Origin of the sequence: Janthinobacterium sp. SUN118 (assembly GCF_030397695.1) — a bacterium.
Classification (GTDB): Bacteria; Pseudomonadota; Gammaproteobacteria; order Burkholderiales; family Burkholderiaceae_D; genus Janthinobacterium.
Genome location: NZ_JAPUBV010000001.1, coordinates 3,449,896 through 3,466,089, shown reverse-complemented (window position 1 = coordinate 3,466,089; position 16,194 = coordinate 3,449,896). Strand labels below are relative to the sequence as shown.

General features: G+C 63.8%; 14 protein-coding genes. 8 read left to right on the top strand and 6 right to left on the bottom strand.

Annotated features, from left to right (window positions below; translation table 11 throughout):
- The 5 genes from O0880_RS15635 to ugpC (O0880_RS15615) all read left to right on the top strand — a co-directional run.
- Positions 1 to 625 (top strand): carbohydrate porin (locus tag O0880_RS15635; protein WP_289887258.1); only part of this gene is annotated, 625 nt, incomplete at its 5' end.
- A 374-nt stretch (positions 626 to 999) separates the two neighbouring features.
- Positions 1,000 to 2,253 (top strand): ABC transporter substrate-binding protein, encoded by a 1,254-nt coding sequence (locus O0880_RS15630; protein ID WP_289887257.1) that lies wholly within the window; start codon positions 1,000 to 1,002, stop codon positions 2,251 to 2,253.
- Positions 2,254 to 2,368: 115 nt separating this feature from the next.
- Positions 2,369 to 3,253 (top strand): sugar ABC transporter permease, encoded by an 885-nt coding sequence (locus O0880_RS15625; RefSeq protein ID WP_034777935.1) that lies wholly within the window; start codon positions 2,369 to 2,371, stop codon positions 3,251 to 3,253.
- Positions 3,250 to 4,119: a carbohydrate ABC transporter permease gene (locus O0880_RS15620; RefSeq protein WP_071324167.1), complete on the top strand. Its 870-nt coding sequence runs from the start codon at positions 3,250 to 3,252 to the stop codon at positions 4,117 to 4,119. The genes O0880_RS15625 and O0880_RS15620 overlap by 4 nt, the downstream gene beginning before the upstream one ends.
- A 9-nt stretch (positions 4,120 to 4,128) precedes the next feature.
- Positions 4,129 to 5,238 carry a sn-glycerol-3-phosphate ABC transporter ATP-binding protein UgpC gene (ugpC, locus tag O0880_RS15615; protein ID WP_289887256.1) on the top strand — a complete coding sequence of 370 codons (1,110 nt, stop codon included), beginning with the start codon at positions 4,129 to 4,131 and terminating at the stop codon, positions 5,236 to 5,238.
- A 239-nt stretch (positions 5,239 to 5,477) separates the two neighbouring features.
- On the opposite strand, the gene O0880_RS15610 is transcribed toward ugpC (O0880_RS15615), so the two are convergent.
- The 6 genes from O0880_RS15610 to O0880_RS15585 all read right to left on the bottom strand — a co-directional run bounded on the left by O0880_RS15610 (position 5,478) and on the right by O0880_RS15585 (position 12,363).
- Entirely contained in the window at positions 5,478 to 6,644 is a 1,167-nt protein-coding gene (locus O0880_RS15610; protein WP_289887255.1) for a ParB/Srx family N-terminal domain-containing protein, read from the bottom strand.
- A gap of 112 nt (positions 6,645 to 6,756) precedes the next feature.
- Positions 6,757 to 7,992, bottom strand: coding sequence for a carbohydrate porin (locus tag O0880_RS15605; protein ID WP_289887254.1), 1,236 nt, complete (start codon positions 7,990 to 7,992; stop codon positions 6,757 to 6,759).
- A 90-nt stretch (positions 7,993 to 8,082) separates the two neighbouring features.
- Positions 8,083 to 9,216: a sn-glycerol-3-phosphate ABC transporter ATP-binding protein UgpC gene (ugpC, locus tag O0880_RS15600; RefSeq protein ID WP_289887253.1), complete on the bottom strand. Its 1,134-nt coding sequence runs from the start codon at positions 9,214 to 9,216 to the stop codon at positions 8,083 to 8,085.
- Positions 9,217 to 9,226: 10 nt separating this feature from the next.
- A complete protein-coding gene (locus O0880_RS15595) occupies positions 9,227 to 10,066 on the bottom strand; it encodes a carbohydrate ABC transporter permease (RefSeq protein WP_071324161.1) in 840 nt (279 codons plus the stop codon).
- 8 nt (positions 10,067 to 10,074) lie between these two features.
- Positions 10,075 to 10,989, bottom strand: coding sequence for a sugar ABC transporter permease (locus O0880_RS15590; protein ID WP_289887252.1), 915 nt, complete (start codon positions 10,987 to 10,989; stop codon positions 10,075 to 10,077).
- Positions 10,990 to 11,100: 111 nt separating this feature from the next.
- A complete protein-coding gene (locus O0880_RS15585) occupies positions 11,101 to 12,363 on the bottom strand; it encodes an ABC transporter substrate-binding protein (protein ID WP_071324160.1) in 1,263 nt (420 codons plus the stop codon).
- Positions 12,364 to 12,718: 355 nt separating this feature from the next.
- Between O0880_RS15585 and O0880_RS15580 the strand changes: the two genes are divergently transcribed.
- Genes O0880_RS15580 through O0880_RS15570 form a run of 3 tightly spaced genes read left to right on the top strand, consistent with a single transcriptional unit; the run spans position 12,719 to position 16,191 of the window.
- On the top strand, positions 12,719 to 14,047 hold the full coding sequence (locus O0880_RS15580) for an ABC transporter substrate-binding protein (protein WP_289887251.1): 1,329 nt from the start codon (positions 12,719 to 12,721) through the stop codon (positions 14,045 to 14,047).
- Positions 14,022 to 14,735, top strand: a complete 714-nt coding sequence (locus O0880_RS15575; RefSeq protein WP_034757625.1) for a response regulator transcription factor — start codon at positions 14,022 to 14,024, stop codon at positions 14,733 to 14,735. The genes O0880_RS15580 and O0880_RS15575 overlap by 26 nt, the downstream gene beginning before the upstream one ends.
- On the top strand, positions 14,728 to 16,191 hold the full coding sequence (locus tag O0880_RS15570; RefSeq protein ID WP_289887248.1) for an ATP-binding protein: 1,464 nt from the start codon (positions 14,728 to 14,730) through the stop codon (positions 16,189 to 16,191). Before O0880_RS15575 ends, O0880_RS15570 begins: the two co-directional genes overlap by 8 nt.
- Positions 16,192 to 16,194 lie beyond the last annotated feature (3 nt).

Sequence of the window (16,194 nt, the reverse complement as noted above, 5' to 3'; positions counted from 1 at the left end):
CATCATCACGGCCGAAGGCAAGGACAACGACATCTACGGCCCGAAACATAACGGCTGGCAACTGTCGGCATTCCACCGTCAAGGCAAAGTCTTCGGCGGCGGCAACACCTTCGGCGTGCAATATGGCGTCGGCCCCGGCATCGGCGGCGACGGCAACGGCCAGATGGGCGCCTCGGGCAGCACTTCCTACGGTTCGGACCGCAAGCGCACGCGCATCTTCAATGACATGGCGATCCAGCCGATGGAAAACTTCGGCATGGAATTCGTCGCCCTGTGGCAAAAAGACGAGTCGAACGTCACCGGTTCCTCGACCTGGACCTCGATCGGCGTGCGTCCTGTGTACGCCTTCACCAACAACTTCAAGCTGGTGACGGAACTGGGCACGGACCGCGTGACGCAAGCGGGCGGCCTGCCGGCCAAGCGCCTGACCAAGCTGACCATCGCGCCGACGATCTCGGCCGGCCCTGGCCTGTGGTCGCGTCCCGAGCTGCGCGCCTTCGTGACCTACGGCAAATGGAACGATGCGGCCACCGCTTCGGTCAATGCGTCGAACAACGGCGGCCCGATCTACAACAACAATACCAGCGGCACCTCGTACGGTTTCCAAGTGGAAACCTGGTTCTAAACACACGGATCCAGGCTGTCGCGCGCCGTGAATGCGGCCTGCGATGCGCACCGGCTGGGTACCCCCTTGTCCAGCACGGCTGCGCTTCGCGGCCACGCATCACAGCCCTCCGCGACGGTTTTGTCCGGGGTTTATTTGGTTTTAAATGCAGATCAACCTGGCGCATCCTTCGCGGATGCGTTTTTGGCGCCGTCCCGTGATATAAATCGTGTTATGACTATGTCATGGATCACGGCGCCGTCTTTTCACTGAAGATGATGCCCGTTTGCAAGCGGGTCTGAGCACAAGAGCGCCGGCACAGGCGCATTTTTCACCTTTTTCGGCCCCCGTATGCCGAAGCCCCCTAAAAGCTTGATCAAAAAAGGAATGTGGAGATGAAACTGAAATTCAAGATTACCCAACTGGCCGCACTGACCACCCTGGCATTCGCTGGCAGCGCATTCGCGACCGACGTGGAAGTGCTGCACTACTGGACGTCCGGCGGCGAAGCCAAGTCCGTGGGCCAGTTGCAGCAAATCGTGAAAGAAAGCGGCTTCGGCTGGAAAGACTTCGCCGTGGCTGGCGGCGCTGGCGAAAACGCCGCGACCGCGCTGAAGACCCGCGTCATTTCCGGCAATCCGCCAACGGCCGCCCAGATCAAGGGCCCGTCGATCCAGGAGTGGGGCGCGGAAGGCGTGCTGGCCAATATCGATGATGCCGCCATTCCAGGCAAATGGGATGCCGTGCTGCCGAAAGTCGTCGCCGACATCATGAAATACAAGGGCCACTACGTCGCCGCTCCCGTCAACGTCCACCGCGTCAACTGGATGTGGGTCAATCCGGAAGTGCTGAAAAAAGCTGGCGTCGCCACCACCCCGACCACCTGGCCAGCCTTCTTCGAAGCGGCCGAGAAGATCAAGAAATCGGGCGGCATCGCGATTGCCCACGGCGGCCAGCCATGGCAGGACGCCACCGTGTTTGAATCGGTCGCGCTGGGCGTGGGCGGCACGGAATTCTACAAGAAGGCCATCCTCAAGCTGGACCAGAAGGAATTGACCGGCCCGACCATGCTCAAGGTGTTCGACACCCTGGGCAAGGTGAAGACCTACATCGACAAGGACGCGGCCGGCCGCGACTGGAACCTGGCGACCGCCATGGTCATCAACAACAAGGCCGGCTTCCAGTTCATGGGTGACTGGGCCAAGGGCGAGTTCACGGCCGCCGGCAAGGTGCCAGGCAAGGACTACCTGTGCGTGGCCGCGCCAGGCACCGAAAAAGCCTACACCTTCAACATCGATTCGTTTGCCATGTTCACGCAAAAGGATGCGAATGCGAAGAAAGGGCAGATCGCCCTGGCCAACGCCATCATGAATCCGAAGTTCCAGTCGATCTTCAACTTGAACAAGGGTTCCATCCCGGTGCGCACCGGCGTTTCCAAGGACAAGTTCGACGCTTGCGCCCTGAAATCGATGGACGACATGGACGCCACCAACAAGACCGGCGCGCTGCTGCCGTCGTTCGCCCACGGCATGGCCCTGCCATCGGCCACGCAAGGCGCCGTGTTCGACGTCGTCGCCAAGTTCATGAACACCAACATGAGCTCGAAAGACGCCGTTGCCGAACTGGCCAAAGCGGCAAAAGTGAAGTAATCACGATAGCGCCGGCGTCCCCGCCGGCGCGTTCTGCATCGCATGCATCGCAGGCACGCACCCTGGCAGTCGCCCAGGCGCGTGCCACACGCAGTTTTACTTCTACGGCTGTCCTATGTCCATACGCAAGCAATTCGACCGATGGATACCGCAGATGGTGCTGGGCCCGACGCTCATCGCCAGCCTGGTATTCGTCTATGGTTTTATCTTTCTGACCGGTTGGCTCTCGCTGACCGAATCGCGGCTGATGCCGAACTACGAGTTCGCCGGCCTGGTGCAATACTACGAGCTGTTCGACAATGAGCGCTGGTGGACCTCGCTCAAGAACCTCGGCATCTTTGGTGTCCTGTTCATCGGTTGCAGCATTGCCATCGGCCTGTTCCTGGCGATCCTGCTGGACCAAAAAATCCGCGCCGAAGGCGCGCTGCGCGCCATCTACCTGTATCCGATGGCGCTGTCCTTCATCGTTACCGGCACGGCCTGGAAATGGATGCTCAATCCCAGCCTGGGCCTGGAAAAGGTCATGCACGACTGGGGCTGGACCTCGTTTACCTTCGACTGGCTGGTGAACTCCGACATGGCCATCTACACGGTGGTGATCGCCGGCGTCTGGCAGTCGTCGGGCTTCGTCATGGCCCTGTTCCTGGCCGGCCTGCGCGGCATCGACGACGAAATCATCAAGGCGGCGCAAGTCGACGGCGCGTCCCTGCCGACGATCTACTGGCGCATCGTGATTCCCGCCATGCGTCCCGTGTTCTTCAGCGTGCTGCTGATCCTCGCGCATATCGCCATCAAGAGCTTCGACCTGGTCATCGCACTGACGGCTGGCGGACCTGGCAACTCGTCGTCCGTACCGGCCATCTTCATGTACCAGTTTTCCTTCACCCGCGGCCAGCTTGGCCTGGGCTCGGCATCGGCAATGATGATGCTGGCCACCATCGTGGCCGTGCTCGTGCCGCTGATGTACCTGGAAACGCGCAGCGCAAAGGCGATGAGATGACACACACACGCAATAACCGGCTCACCCTCGGACGGGTGGTTGTATACCTGCTGCTGATTCTGTTCGCGGTGTACTACATCGTGCCCCTGTACGTGACCCTGTCGACGTCGTTCAAGTCGCTCGACGAGATCCGCAGCGGCAACCTGCTGGCGCTGCCGCACGTGTGGCAGTTCGATTCCTGGTCCAAGGCCTGGTCATCGGCCTGCACGGGCGTCACCTGCGACGGCATGCAGCCGTTCTTCTGGAACTCGATCAAGATGGTGATTCCTGCCGTGCTGATATCGACCTTCCTGGGCGCCTTCAACGGCTATGTGTTCGCGCACTGGCGTTTCCGCGGTTCCGAAGCGCTGTTCGCCGCCTTGCTGGTGGGCTGCTTCATCCCGTTCCAGGTGGTGATCCTGCCGATGGCGCGCCTGCTGGGCGAATTCGGCCTGGCCAATACCACCACGGGCCTCGTCTTCGTGCACGTGGTGTATGGCACGGCCTTCACGACCCTGTTCTTCCGCAACTACTACATCGGCGTGCCGGAAGAACTGATCAAGGCGGCCCGCATCGACGGCGCCGGCTTCTTCCTGATCTTCCGCAAGATCGTGCTGCCGATTTCAGGTCCGATTTTCGTCGTCTGCATCATCTGGCAATTCACGCAGATCTGGAACGACTTCCTGTTCGGCATCGTCTTCGCCAGCGGCGATTCGCAGCCGATCACGGTGGGCCTGAATAACCTGGTCAACACGTCCACGGGCGTGAAGGAATACAACGTCAACATGGCGGCCGCGGTGATTGCCGCGCTGCCGACCCTGCTGGTCTATCTGGTCGCAGGCCGTTATTTTGTGCGCGGCCTGACCGCAGGCGCAGTCAAAGGTTAAGGAAAGAATATGTCCAGTTTATCGATACGCAGCATCCGCAAGGTATACACGAATGGCGTCGAAGTCCTGAAAGGCATCGACATCGAGATCAAGGATGGCCAGTTCCTGATCCTCGTCGGCGGCTCCGGCTCCGGCAAATCGACCTTGCTCAATATGGTGGCCGGCCTGGAAAGCGTCACCTCGGGCGAAATCCTCATCGACGGCAAGGTCGTCAACGACTTGCCGCCGAAGGACCGCGACATCGCCATGGTGTTCCAGTCCTACGCCCTGTACCCGTCGATGACGGTGCGCGAGAACATCGCCTTTGGCCTGAATGTGAAAAAAGTGCCGAAGGCCGAGCAGGAGGAAATCGTCGCCCGCGTCGCCGAAACGCTGCAGATCACGCACTTGCTGGACCGCCGTCCGGCGCAGCTGTCGGGCGGCCAGCGCCAGCGCGTGGCCATGGGCCGCGCCATTTCGCGCAAGCCGTCGCTGTTCCTGTTCGACGAACCGCTGTCGAACCTGGACGCCAAGCTGCGCGTGGAAATGCGCGCCGAGATCAAGCTGCTGCACCAGCGCCTGAAAGCCACCATCGTCTACGTCACGCATGACCAGATCGAGGCGATGACGATGGGCGATTTGATCGCCGTCATGAAGGATGGGGTGGTGCAGCAGCTGGGCACGCCGCAGGAAATCTACGACAATCCGGCCAATCTGTTCGTGGCAGGATTCATCGGCTCGCCGTCGATGAACTTCATCACCGTCAAGCCTGTCATCGAAGGCAACGACGTGTTTGTCGCCATCGAGAACGCGGGCAAGAGCATGCGCCTGGCCCTGCCATTCGCCGCCGACAAGCTGCGCAGCCATGCTGGCCGCGAGGTGATCCTGGGCGTGCGTCCGGAACAGATCACGGACATGAGCAGCGCGCACGGCGACGTGGGCCAGGAACTGGGCTGCCTGATCGACCTGGTCGAGCCGACCGGTCCCGACACCCTGCTGACGACGCGCCTGAACGGCGCGGCAGTCACTTGCCGTACGCACCCGCGCGAAGCGGTGCTGCCGGGGCAGACCATGCAGCTGTCGTTCAACCTGTCGAAAGCGGCCATGTTTGATCCGGCCAACGGCGAGCGCATCGCGTAAGCGCCGCTGCGTCATCCGGGCCCGCCCGCTCCACGGAGCCGGCGGGCTTTTTTGCGCCTGCGCTGCCCCGGTGCGGCAAACGGCATGTTATTGTTTAGAGAACTTTACAAGGAAGACCATCATGTTGCTGCGCCTGCGGCGACGCCATGCGCAATGCCGAGTTCACCCGCAAGCACGCGGGGCTGCAGAATGTGAAGGCGCGCATTCAGACGGCGTGGATCGCCGCCGCCGAGAAAGCGCTATCGGCCAATGCCAGCACCTTCGCCACCTTGCGCCTGGCCGATTTGCTGCGGCCGGACGGCTACCTGACGGAGCTGCAAGGGAAGGGCTACCTGGTGGAACGGCCGGACTGAGGTCCGCGGCACGCTCCCTCGCATGCGGCCCTGCCTGCCCAGCGACTTGCGGTAGTCGATGGCGTAGCGCAGCTTGCCCTTGTCCTGCGTCAATTCAGCCAGCGTTTCATGGTCGACCTCGTCCAGCGCGCCCAGGTCCGCCGCGCGTTTGCCGCCGCTGACGATATCGGCCGGTTGCAGCGCCACCATGGCCTGCGCCGCCTGCAAAATCGCGTTGGCATACGCGGCGGGGTTCAGCAGGTCGATGCGCGCCAGGTCCAGCGCCGGCTTGCCGCGCAGCCAGTCGGCCCAATAGAATTCGAGGAATTCCGTGGCGTGGTCGGGCGGCTCGTAGCCGACTTCGCGCGTGAAGTAGACGAGCGCGCGGTAGCGGTCGTCGCCGAGCGACTGCAGGCCGATGGCGGCCGGCAGCTGCTGCGGCGCGACGGGCTGGTTGCGGCCATCCTTCAGCCACACCTTGTTTTCCGCGCGCATGCGCGTCCAGAACGCGGATTCGTCCAGGGCGCTGAAATTGTCGCTGACCTTGACCCAGACTTTCAACCGGTGGTTGCGTCCGCCATCGGCCTCCCAGAAGGTGGAAAACGTGTGGTGGCCATCTGTCAGGTAGAGTTTGCCTTGCGGGCCGATGACGACGGTCTTCATGTCGTCCGGACGGCTGCCCACGGCCGCCTTGCAGCGGTAGCCGGGTGGTGGGGCGCCCAGGGTGGCGCCGGCCACATTGGCCGTGCCGGACAGGACGTCGCCCTGGCCATTGGCTTCGCACAGGTCGGCGAATTTCTTCGGCTTGGCGATGTCGGCGATGTGCTTTTCTTCGGCCGCATAGCGTCCCAGCTTGTAATACACCTGGTCGTAGCCGATGGCCGGCTGGGTCGGATGCAGTTCATCGAGGCTCACCTGCAGGATGCGCGGCTGGGCGGCGCTGCCGACGAAGGTGGCCATCAGCGCCTGCTGGCGCGCGCTCAGGGCGGGCGCGACGACGGCATCGCGGGCCCAGGCCATGCTGGCGAAAGCGAGGGCCAGCGCGGCGGCGGCCCGTGGAAATGCGGCGTGCATGCGACCTCCGAAGTGTGCGGTATGGCGTGCAGCATAGCGCGGCACGCGATTTCGCGCAGCCCGACAGGCGCATGCACTGCGCCATATCAAGTTGTAGGCTTGAAACCGGCGCTTAAAACCACGTCTCCACTTGCAGGCCGAACGAGGTGCCGCTGGTGGCGTTGCCGTACACGGGGCCCGATTCATTGGCCTTGTTGACGGCAGGCGTGGCGGCGTCGTTCCATTTGCCGTAAGTGACAAAGGCGCGCAGCTCGGGGCGCGACCAGTAGCCCTTGCCCGCCGTCAGGGTGGGCGCAAAGGTCAGCTTGGTCAGGCGCTGCGCGGCGCCGCCCGTGGGCGACGTCACGCGGTCCGTGCCCAGTTCGAACTGCAGCTTGAAGTTGTCGTTGACGGCATACACGGGGCGCACGCCCAGGGTGGTCCAGGTCGAGCTGCCGCCCGAGGCGTCGGACTTGTCGCGCTGCACGATGGCGATCATTTCCGCGCTCCATTCCGGTGTCGGCTGTATCCACAGCGAATTGAAGATGCGCAAACGCGTGACGTCGCTGCCGTTGCGGATCGAACCCGTGGTGCCCATGCGGTCGCAGCACTGGCCGCCGGCGCCCGTGCCCGGCCCGACGCCGTACTGGATGCCGAAGGTATTGGCGCCGCCCCATACCTTATCCTGCTTGTGCAGCACGGTCGCTTGCCAGCCGCTGTGCGAGCTGCTGTCCTTCTTGTCGGGCGTGATGAGCGTGGTCAGCACTTCCAGCGTGCCATCCTGGTTGACCGGGATGCCCTGGTAGACGAGGTTTTGCCGGATGGCCGAGTTGCCCGGCTTGTCGTTATCCTTGAAGAAACCATAGCTGATGCGGCCCGGCCCCAGCTTGTACTGGTCGATGCCGCCGCCCGTGCCGTTCATATTGATGTATTGCAGATCCAGCATGTGGATGTCGGGACGCATGTAGTAGCGCTTGCCGATCCAGGCCGTGCCGCCATTGAGCGCGGGTATGTTTTTCGCTTCCACATACATCTTCGACATGCTCAGGTCCGCATCGCTGACGGCGGAGCTGGGCGTGTAGGCGGCCACCATGATATGGCCGACGAAGCTGACGCCGTTGGCCGACCTGGCCATCTCCTTCTGGTATTCGAACTCGCCATAGGTGTCGCATTCGTTGCCGAGCCGGTAGCGCATGGTATTGCCGCCCAGGCCGTAGCAGCTTTGCGGGCCGCGGCTGTCCGTGCTCGAGCCGAGGCCGGCGCGGAAGTAGCCGTGGTATTCGCCTTCGGCATCGCTGGCGTGGGCCGCGCCGCAGGCCAGCAGTACAGTGCAGGCGAGGGCCAGCGAGGTCTTGATCGGGTGTTGCATGGAGTCTCCTTGTCGTTATAAAAATGCGTGCTTGGGCACGTCGTACCGGATCGCTGCCGATCCAATCGGGGGACTGCCTGGGCGCGATGCTCAGGCGGCCAGTATCTGTTTCGATGAAACCAGGTTGCCGGGCTGGCGCCGCGTGCGCGCCACGCCTTGCGCGTCGAACAGATGGAAGGCGCTGCTGGCGGCCGAGACCGTGAATGGCTGGCCCAGCGGCACGCGGTTGTTGCCGTCGCCGCGTATCACCAGTTCCTGGCCGTTGTCCAGCGTCAGGTAGATGAAATTGGCTTCGCCCAGATGTTCCACCAGGCTGACGACGCCCCGGAAGCGGGCGCTGCCGGCGCCGTTTTCCAGGATGTGCTCGGCGCGCAGGCCCACCGTGACGGCGTCGCCCGCCAGCAGGCCGGCCGGATCGACGAGGGCCGTGATTTCCTGGCCGCTGGCCAGCGCCACGCGCACGCCATCATCCTGCGCGGCAATGACCTTGCCCTCGAAGAAATTCATCATCGGCGCGCCGATGAAGCCGGCCACGAAGCGGTTGGCCGGCTGCTGGTACAGCTCGAGCGGCGTGCCCGCCTGCTGGATATGGCCGCCATGCATGACGACGATCTTGTCGCCCAGGGTCATCGCCTCGACCTGGTCGTGCGTGACGTAGACGATGGTGGCGTTCAGCTGGCGGTGCAGCTTGGCAATTTCCAGCCGCGTCTGCACGCGCAGGGCCGCGTCGAGGTTGGACAGCGGCTCGTCGAACAGGAACAGCTGCGGTTCGCGCACGATGGCGCGGCCGATGGCCACGCGCTGGCGCTGGCCGCCCGACAGTTCGCGCGGCAGGCGTTCCAGCAAGTGGTCGATCTTCAGGATGGCGGCCGCGTGGCGCACGCGCCGGGCGATGGCGTCCTTGCTGGCGCCGGCGATCTTCAGGCCGAAGGCCATGTTGCGAAATACGCTCATGTGCGGATACAGCGCATAGCTCTGGAAGACCATGGCGATGCCCCGTTCGGCCGGCGGCAAGTCGTTGACGACCTTGCCGCCGATGGACAAGGTGCCTTGCGAAATGCTTTCCAGGCCGCACAGCATGCGCAGCAGGGTCGATTTGCCGCAGCCGGAAGGGCCCACCAGCACGACGAACTCGCCGTCGCGGATGTCGAGGTCGATGCCGGCCAGCACATTGCTGTGGCCGTCATAGGATTTGGTCAGTTGTTGCAGGCTTACATGGGCCATGGCGCACCTATTATTTGACCGCGCCGGACGTCAGGCCGCGGATCAGTTGACGAGAGAAAATGACGTACATGACGAGCACGGGAATGACGGCCAGCGACAGTGCCGCCAGCACGGAGTTCCAGTCCGTCACGTATTGGCCGATGAATTGCTGCACGCCCAGCGTGACGGTCTTGGTGCGGTCCGACGGCGCCAGGATCAGCGGGAACCACAGGTCGTTCCAGGCGGGTATCATGGTGAACACGGCCACCGTGGCGATGGCGGGGCGGATCAGCGGCAGGATCACCTGGAAGAAGATGGCGAACTCGCCCACGCCGTCGCAGCGCGCCGCATCCTTCAGTTCACGCGGCACCTGGCGCACGAATTCGGACAGAATCATCACGGCCAGCGGCAAGCCCTGCGCCGTGTAGACCAGCACCAGCGCCGTCAGGGTGTTGATCAGGTCGAGCCGCACCACCAGTTCCAGGATGGAGACCGTGCCCAGGCGGATGGGGATCATGATGCCCAGCGCCAGGTACAGGGTCAGCAGGCGGTTGCCCGTAAACGTGTATTCGGACAAGGCCCAGGCGGCCATGGCGCCGAACAGCACGATCAGCAGCAGCGACAGCAAGGTGACGAACAGGCTGTTGCCGAAATACAGCAGGAAGTCCGAGTTGGCCAGCACCTTGTGAAAGCCCACGAGGGAAAAGGTGGCGGGCGTGGGCAGGGCCAGCGGATTGTCGAAGATGGCGGCCCGCGTCTTGACCGAGTTGATCAGGATCAGGACGATGGGGAACAGGGCGATGATGGTATAGCCGGCCAGGATCGCATGCACGGCGGCGCGGCCCAGGGGGCGGGTGGAAACGTTGCGCATGGCGGCCCTTACAGTTCGTAGCGTGTCAGCTTGCGCTGCACGAAAAAAAAATACACGCCCACGCCCGCGAGGATGACGAGGAACATCATGGTGGCCACGGCGGCGCCCATGGTGGGACTGCCCAGCTGGGCCTGGTAACCGAAGAAGGTGCGGTAAAAGAAGGTGCCGAGGATGTCGGTGGCATAGTTCGGCCCCGCCAGCGCGCCTTTTACGGAATACACGAGGTCGAAGGCATTGAAGTTGGCGACAAAGGTGAGGATGGTCACCAGCCCCAGCGTGGGCCAGATCAGCGGCAGCTTGATTTGCCAGAAGATGCGCATGGCGCTGGCCCCTTCCGCGTGGGCCGCCTCGATGATTTCCTCGGGCACGGCCAGCAGGGCCGCATAGATCAGCATCATGGGGATGCCGATGTATTGCCAAACGGAAATGAGGGCGATGGTCAGCAGGGCCGTCGATTCCTGGCCCAGCCACGGCGCGAAGTGGCGGCCGATGCCGACGCCATCCATCAGCGACTGGCCCACGCCCCACAGCGGCGACAGAATCAGTTGCCAGATGAAGCCGATGATGACGACGGACAGCAGGGTGGGCAGGAAGATCAGGGTGCGGTAGCTGCGTTCGCCCTTCAAGCCCTTGAGGCTGAAGAGGGTGGCCAGCAGCAGGCCGATGGGGTTTTGCAGCAGCATGTGGATGAGGAAAAACTTGCAGTTGTTCCACATCGCATTCCAGAAACTTTGCGACCATTGCGGGTCGAACAGGATGGTGGCGTAGTTGGCCAGGCCGGCGAAATGGTGCTGGCCGCCCTCATCGGTCGTGTACAGGCCGAGGCGCAGGGTATCGGCCAGGGGCAGGGCGCTGAACAGCGAGTAGATGACCAGCGCCGGGGCCAGGAACACGAGCACGTGCCACGGGAAAGCTTTTTTCACGGCGAAACTCCAGACGAAGAAAAGCACCGGCGGCGGGGCCGCCGGCAAAACCGCGCCGCCGGCCGCTGCATCGCACTGCTCGGACCGGTCGCGCGGGGAGGATGGCGGGGCTTATTGCTGCGGCTTGTACCACTTGGCAAAGCCGGCCTGGATCTGGCGCGCCGCGTCCTTCGGCGCCAGCTTGCCGTTCAAGACCTGGGCGTTGACGTTCCACAGCTCGTTTTCCATGCTCGGTTCGCCACGGTTGAGGATTTGCGCGTTCAGGCGGATGGTCGAGGCGCAGCTGGCGCGCCAGCCATTCATCTGCTTGGCCAGCGGGTCCTTGATCGAGATCAAATGGTTCGACAGCGAAAAGAAGCCCGTCACCTTGTTGGTATAGATGTCGGCGAATTCCTGCGAACCGAGCCAGGCGAGGAATTTGTAGGCGTCTTCCTTGTTCTTCGACTTCTTGTTGACGCTCATGCCGATGTCCGTGTGGTCCGAGATATAGCACTTGTCGCCGGCCTTGCGCACGGGCGGGTTGAAGGCGCCCAGTTCCAGCTCCGGATCCTGCTTGAAATAGGCGATGTCCCAGGAGCCGGACGGGTAGATGGCGGCCTTGCCCAGCGCGAACTGGTTCTGGCTGTCGCCATAGGTTTGCGCGCTGGCGCCCTTGGACAGATAGCTGCCCAGCCGTGCTTCATATTCCCAGGCGGCGATGAATTGCGGATCGGTAAACTTGGCCTTGCCGGCGATCAGCGCCTTGCGGCCATCCTCGCCCTTCCAGTAATTGGCGCCGATGCTGGTGAAGATCACCTGGTTCGCTTCCCATTGGTCGGCCGTGCCCAGCGCCAGCGGCGCATATTTGCCGCTCTTTTTGACCGTTTCCAGCACCTTGAAGAATTCCTCTTCCGTGGCGGGCGGCTGCAGCTTCAGTTCGCGGAAGATTTTTTTGTTGTACAGGAAGCCATGCATGACGGAAGCGATCGGCATGCAGAAGGTGTCCTTGCCATCGTCCGTCTGCCACGCCACCTTGGCCGAGGCGGGGAAGTTGTCCATGCCGGCCTTGCCGTCGAGCTTTTCCAGCTGGCCCCGCTTGTACAGGGCCAGCGAGACGTCGAACGGGCGGCAAGCCAGCAAGTCGCCGGCCGTGCCGCCGCTCAGGCGCGCATTCAGGGTGGAATCGTATTCGGTGGGGGCCGTGGGCGAGAACTTGACGTCGATGCCAGGATGCTTTTTCTGGAAGGCGGGGATGAGCACCGTTTCCCACAGCGTCTTGTCATCCACGCGCCAGCTTTCGATGGTAAGCGTGCCCGCCTGTGCCGTGCCGCTGGCCAGCAGCAGGGCCAGCAATGTGTTGCGCGCGGCCACGCCGCCTTTTGCATGCTGTTGCATGTCGTCTCCTTGTTGGTGTTGGTCTTGTTTGGCTGCCTGTTACGCTGCAGTTGGCGGACAGTAGCATCGGGGAAAATGTGACGCCAGCACCCGGCATGGCGCCGGCCTGCATCGCGTATGTCATTGATTCAAAAGGGAAATATCGAAATGCGCAAGCGCACCTGCTTACCTTTCCTTACCGTCGTTCGCTGCCGTGGCGCGCCGTGCGGGGCGTCAGGCGGCCGCGCTGGTTGATGAGTCGCGCAAGATAGGGCAACAAAAGCTCACATTTCTTTACAAATCAAGGTACTAAATTACCAACATGCTGTTTTGTAGTTGGGCTATAGTTTGTCGCGACAAGAAAAAGGGGACAGGATTGAAGACGCCACCGCGCAGCACCGCCGACCGCCATGCCGGGGCCGCCCGCCGTCGCGGCGTGGCGGCGCTGGCGCTGCTGGCAACCCTGTTTGGCAGCGTGCCCGTGCGGGCCGAAGCGCTGCAAGTGCTGCACTGGTGGACGTCGGCCGGCGAGCGCCGCGCCGCTGACGTGCTGGTGGCGCGCCTGGCGCAGGAAGGCATCGAATGGCGCGACGCGGGCATCGCGGGCGGCGCCGGCGTCGGCGCGGGCAAGGTCTTGAAGAGCCGCGTGCTGGCTGGCAATTCGCCGGAAGTCATGCAGCTGATCGGCTACACGCTGGGCGAGTGGAGCGACCTGGGCTTGCTGCTGCAGCTCGACAGCGTCGCCGCCAGCAACAACTGGCGCGCCACCATGTATCCCACCGTGTGGGGCTTGCTGCAGAACCGCGGCCATACGATGGGCGTGCCGGCCGGCATCCACCGCATCAACACCCTGTTTTACAACCGCAAGATCTTCCAGCGCCTGGGCCTGGCCGTGCCGCGCAGTTGGAGCGACTTCGAGCGCGTGGCCGGCAAGCTGCGCCAGGCCGGCATCACGCCGCTGGCGCAAAGCAGCGAAGCGTGGCAGGTGGCCACGCTGTTTGAAACGCTGGTGCTGGCCGAATCGGGGCCCGCGTATTACCGCGCCCTGTTTGTCGAGAAGAAGGCCGAGGCGTATGCGGACCCGCGCCTGCGCCACGCCTTGCAGCGGCTGAGGTCGTTGAAACAATGGATGGGCACGCCGCTGCGCGAACAGGGCTGGCCCGAAATGGCGCGCCAGGTGGGCGATGGCGAGGCGGCCATGTACATCATGGGCGACTGGGCGAAAGGCGAGCTGAACGCCTGGGGCCGCGCCACGGACGAGGTGTTCGGCTGCGCCGCCGCACCCGACACGGGCGACTACCACCTGTACAGCATCGATACCCTGGCCATGTTCGCATCCGATTACACGCACCAGGGCGCGCAGGAAAAGCTGGCGCAGGTGGTCGCTTCGCCGCCCGTGCAGCTCGAATACAGCCAGGTGAAGGGTTCGATTCCCGCCATGCGCCAGGCCGACCTGTCGCGCCTGGACAGCTGCGGGCGCGCCTCGGCGCAGGCATTCGCGCGCGGCGCCGCCTTCCAGGCGCCCAGCCTCGTGCACCGCATGGCCACCGATGAAACCAGCAAGGACGCCATCATCGCCGAAGTGCACCGCTATTTCCTGGACGAGACGATCAGCGCGGCCGACGCACAGCGCCGCATCGGCAGCATGTTGCAGGCACTGAATAAAAAAGGACGAGACCATGTCGCGCAAAATCCTGGTCGTTGACGACGATCAAAAGACCCGCATGCTGCTGAAGGCCTACCTGGAAAAGAACCAGTACGAGGTGGGCCTGGCGCATGACGGCGCCACCTTCCTGGCCGAATTCCACCGCCACGTCGACAGCCTGTCGCTGGTGATCCTCGACGTGATGCTGCCCGACACGGACGGTTTCGCCCTGTGCAAGGTGGTGCGTGCCCGCTCGAACGTGCCCATCATCATGCTGACGGCCAGTTCCGACGAGACGGACCGCGTGGTGGGACTGGAGCTGGGCGCCGACGACTACATCGCCAAGCCCTACAGCCCGCGCGAATTGCTGGCGCGCATCAAGGCCATCCACCGCCGCACGGGCATCGACGCGGCCGCGCCGCCCCGCTACTACCGTTTCGTCGGCTTTACCCTCGACACGCTGGAGCGCACGGTGACGGATGCCGACGGCGAAGCGCTGCAGCTGACGGGCCTCGATTTCCAGCTGCTGCGCTATTTCGTCGAGCATCCGGGCGATATCCTCGACCGCAGCGTGCTGTGCGAACAGACACGAGGGCGCGACGCGGGGCCGCTCGACCGCTCGCTCGACGTGCAGGTGAGCCGGCTGCGCCTGCGCCTGAAGGATGACGGCAAGCAGCCCATGCTGATCAAGACGGTGCGCGGCGCCGGCTATGTGTTTTCGGCCGACGTGAGCAGTGGGCATGCCTGAGCGCGGCATGCGCCGGCTGCTGGGGCGCCTGCTGCCGCCGTCGCTGCTGGGGCGCCTGTCCGTGGTGATGGTGGCCGGCGTGCTGGCCACGCAACTGGTGGGCAACCTGATCTGGGCCACGCAGCTGCGCCGCGACTCGGCGGTGGAGGCGCGCATGGCTTCGCAGCACCTGGCCCGCAGCGCCGCCAGCACCATCCGCTTTTTCCTCAGCCTGCCGGCCAATTACCGGCCCATCCTGATCCAGCAATTTCGCGAGATGGGCGGCACGCGCTTCTTTGTCAACGTCAACCAGGGGCCGCTGGCCATCCGCGAAATCGCGCCGCACGCGCTGGCCGATACGGTGGTGGCCACGGTGGGCGCGGCGCTGAAGAGCGACTTGCCGCAGCTGGCCGGCTACCGCGTGGGCTTCGCCTGGCCGGGCGACCTGGTGGTGGCCGACAGCGGCGCGCACATCGGCGACTTGCCGGAAAACTGGGTCCAGCATATCTTGCTGCTGAAACCGAATCCCGCGCCCGTGCTCGTGATCCAGGCCGAGCTGGAGCCGGGTAACTGGCTGTACCTGGCGGCACTGATGCCCAACCCGTATTTCTTGCAAAGCAGTAACCCGTGGACCCTGGACCGGGTGCTGCTGCAAGCGTTGTCGCTGGCGGCCGTGCTGCTGCTGTCCATCCTCGTCGTGCGCTGGACCACGCGGCCGCTGGCGGCCCTGTCGGACGCGGCCGAAGCGTTTGGCCGTGGCGAGACGCCGCCGCCGCTGCCGCAGACGGGCAGCCGCGAATTCGTGCAGACGGCGCGCGCCTTCAGCGCCATGCGCGAACGCATCCAGCGCTACCTGGAAGACCGCGAACGGCTGTTCGTCTCGATTTCGCACGATTTGCGCACGCCCATCACGCGCCTGAAACTGCGCACGGAACTGCTCGACGACGATGTGCAGCGCAACGAATTCCACGATGACCTCGATGAGCTGGACATGATGGTGAAGGGCGCGCTGCAATGCGTGAAGGATAGCGACATCCATGAAAACGCCACCGAGGTGCGGCTCGACGCCTTGCTGCAGCGCATGGTGCGCGGTACCCAGCTGGCGGGCCACGACGTGCATTACGTGGAGACGGGCCTGAGCGTGAAGGCCAAGCCGCTGGCGCTGAAGCGCGCCATCGGCAATCTGCTCGACAATGCCTTGTTTTACGGCAAGACGGCCCATCTGTCGGCATGCCGCGAAGGAGGGCACGTGGTCATCCGCATCCGCGACGACGGCCCCGGCGTGGCAGAAGAGGCGTTTGCCAGCCTGTTCCAACCGTATGTGCGCCTGGAACATGGCCGCGAGCAAAACGCGCATGGCATGGGGCTGGGACTCGGCATCGCGCGCAGCATCGTCCAGGCCCACGGCGGCGAGCTGACCCTGGCCAACCACCGCGACGGCGGCCTGGAAGCGACCATCCGCCTGCCGGCGCACTGAGCT

Coding starts and splice junctions, on each gene's coding strand:
- O0880_RS15595 (WP_071324161.1), bottom strand. CDS start 10,066: ATGCGCAACGTTTCCACCCGCCCCCTGGGCCGCGCCGCCGTGCATGCG.
- O0880_RS15575 (WP_034757625.1), top strand. CDS start 14,022: ATGTCGCGCAAAATCCTGGTCGTTGACGACGATCAAAAGACCCGCATG.
- O0880_RS15585 (WP_071324160.1), bottom strand. CDS start 12,363: ATGCAACAGCATGCAAAAGGCGGCGTGGCCGCGCGCAACACATTGCTG.
- O0880_RS15605 (WP_289887254.1), bottom strand. CDS start 7,992: ATGCAACACCCGATCAAGACCTCGCTGGCCCTCGCCTGCACTGTACTG.
- O0880_RS15630 (WP_289887257.1), top strand. CDS start 1,000: ATGAAACTGAAATTCAAGATTACCCAACTGGCCGCACTGACCACCCTG.
- O0880_RS15610 (WP_289887255.1), bottom strand. CDS start 6,644: ATGCACGCCGCATTTCCACGGGCCGCCGCCGCGCTGGCCCTCGCTTTC.
- O0880_RS15570 (WP_289887248.1), top strand. CDS start 14,728: ATGCCTGAGCGCGGCATGCGCCGGCTGCTGGGGCGCCTGCTGCCGCCG.
- O0880_RS15625 (WP_034777935.1), top strand. CDS start 2,369: ATGTCCATACGCAAGCAATTCGACCGATGGATACCGCAGATGGTGCTG.
- O0880_RS15620 (WP_071324167.1), top strand. CDS start 3,250: ATGACACACACACGCAATAACCGGCTCACCCTCGGACGGGTGGTTGTA.
- ugpC (WP_289887253.1), bottom strand. CDS start 9,216: ATGGCCCATGTAAGCCTGCAACAACTGACCAAATCCTATGACGGCCAC.
- ugpC (WP_289887256.1), top strand. CDS start 4,129: ATGTCCAGTTTATCGATACGCAGCATCCGCAAGGTATACACGAATGGC.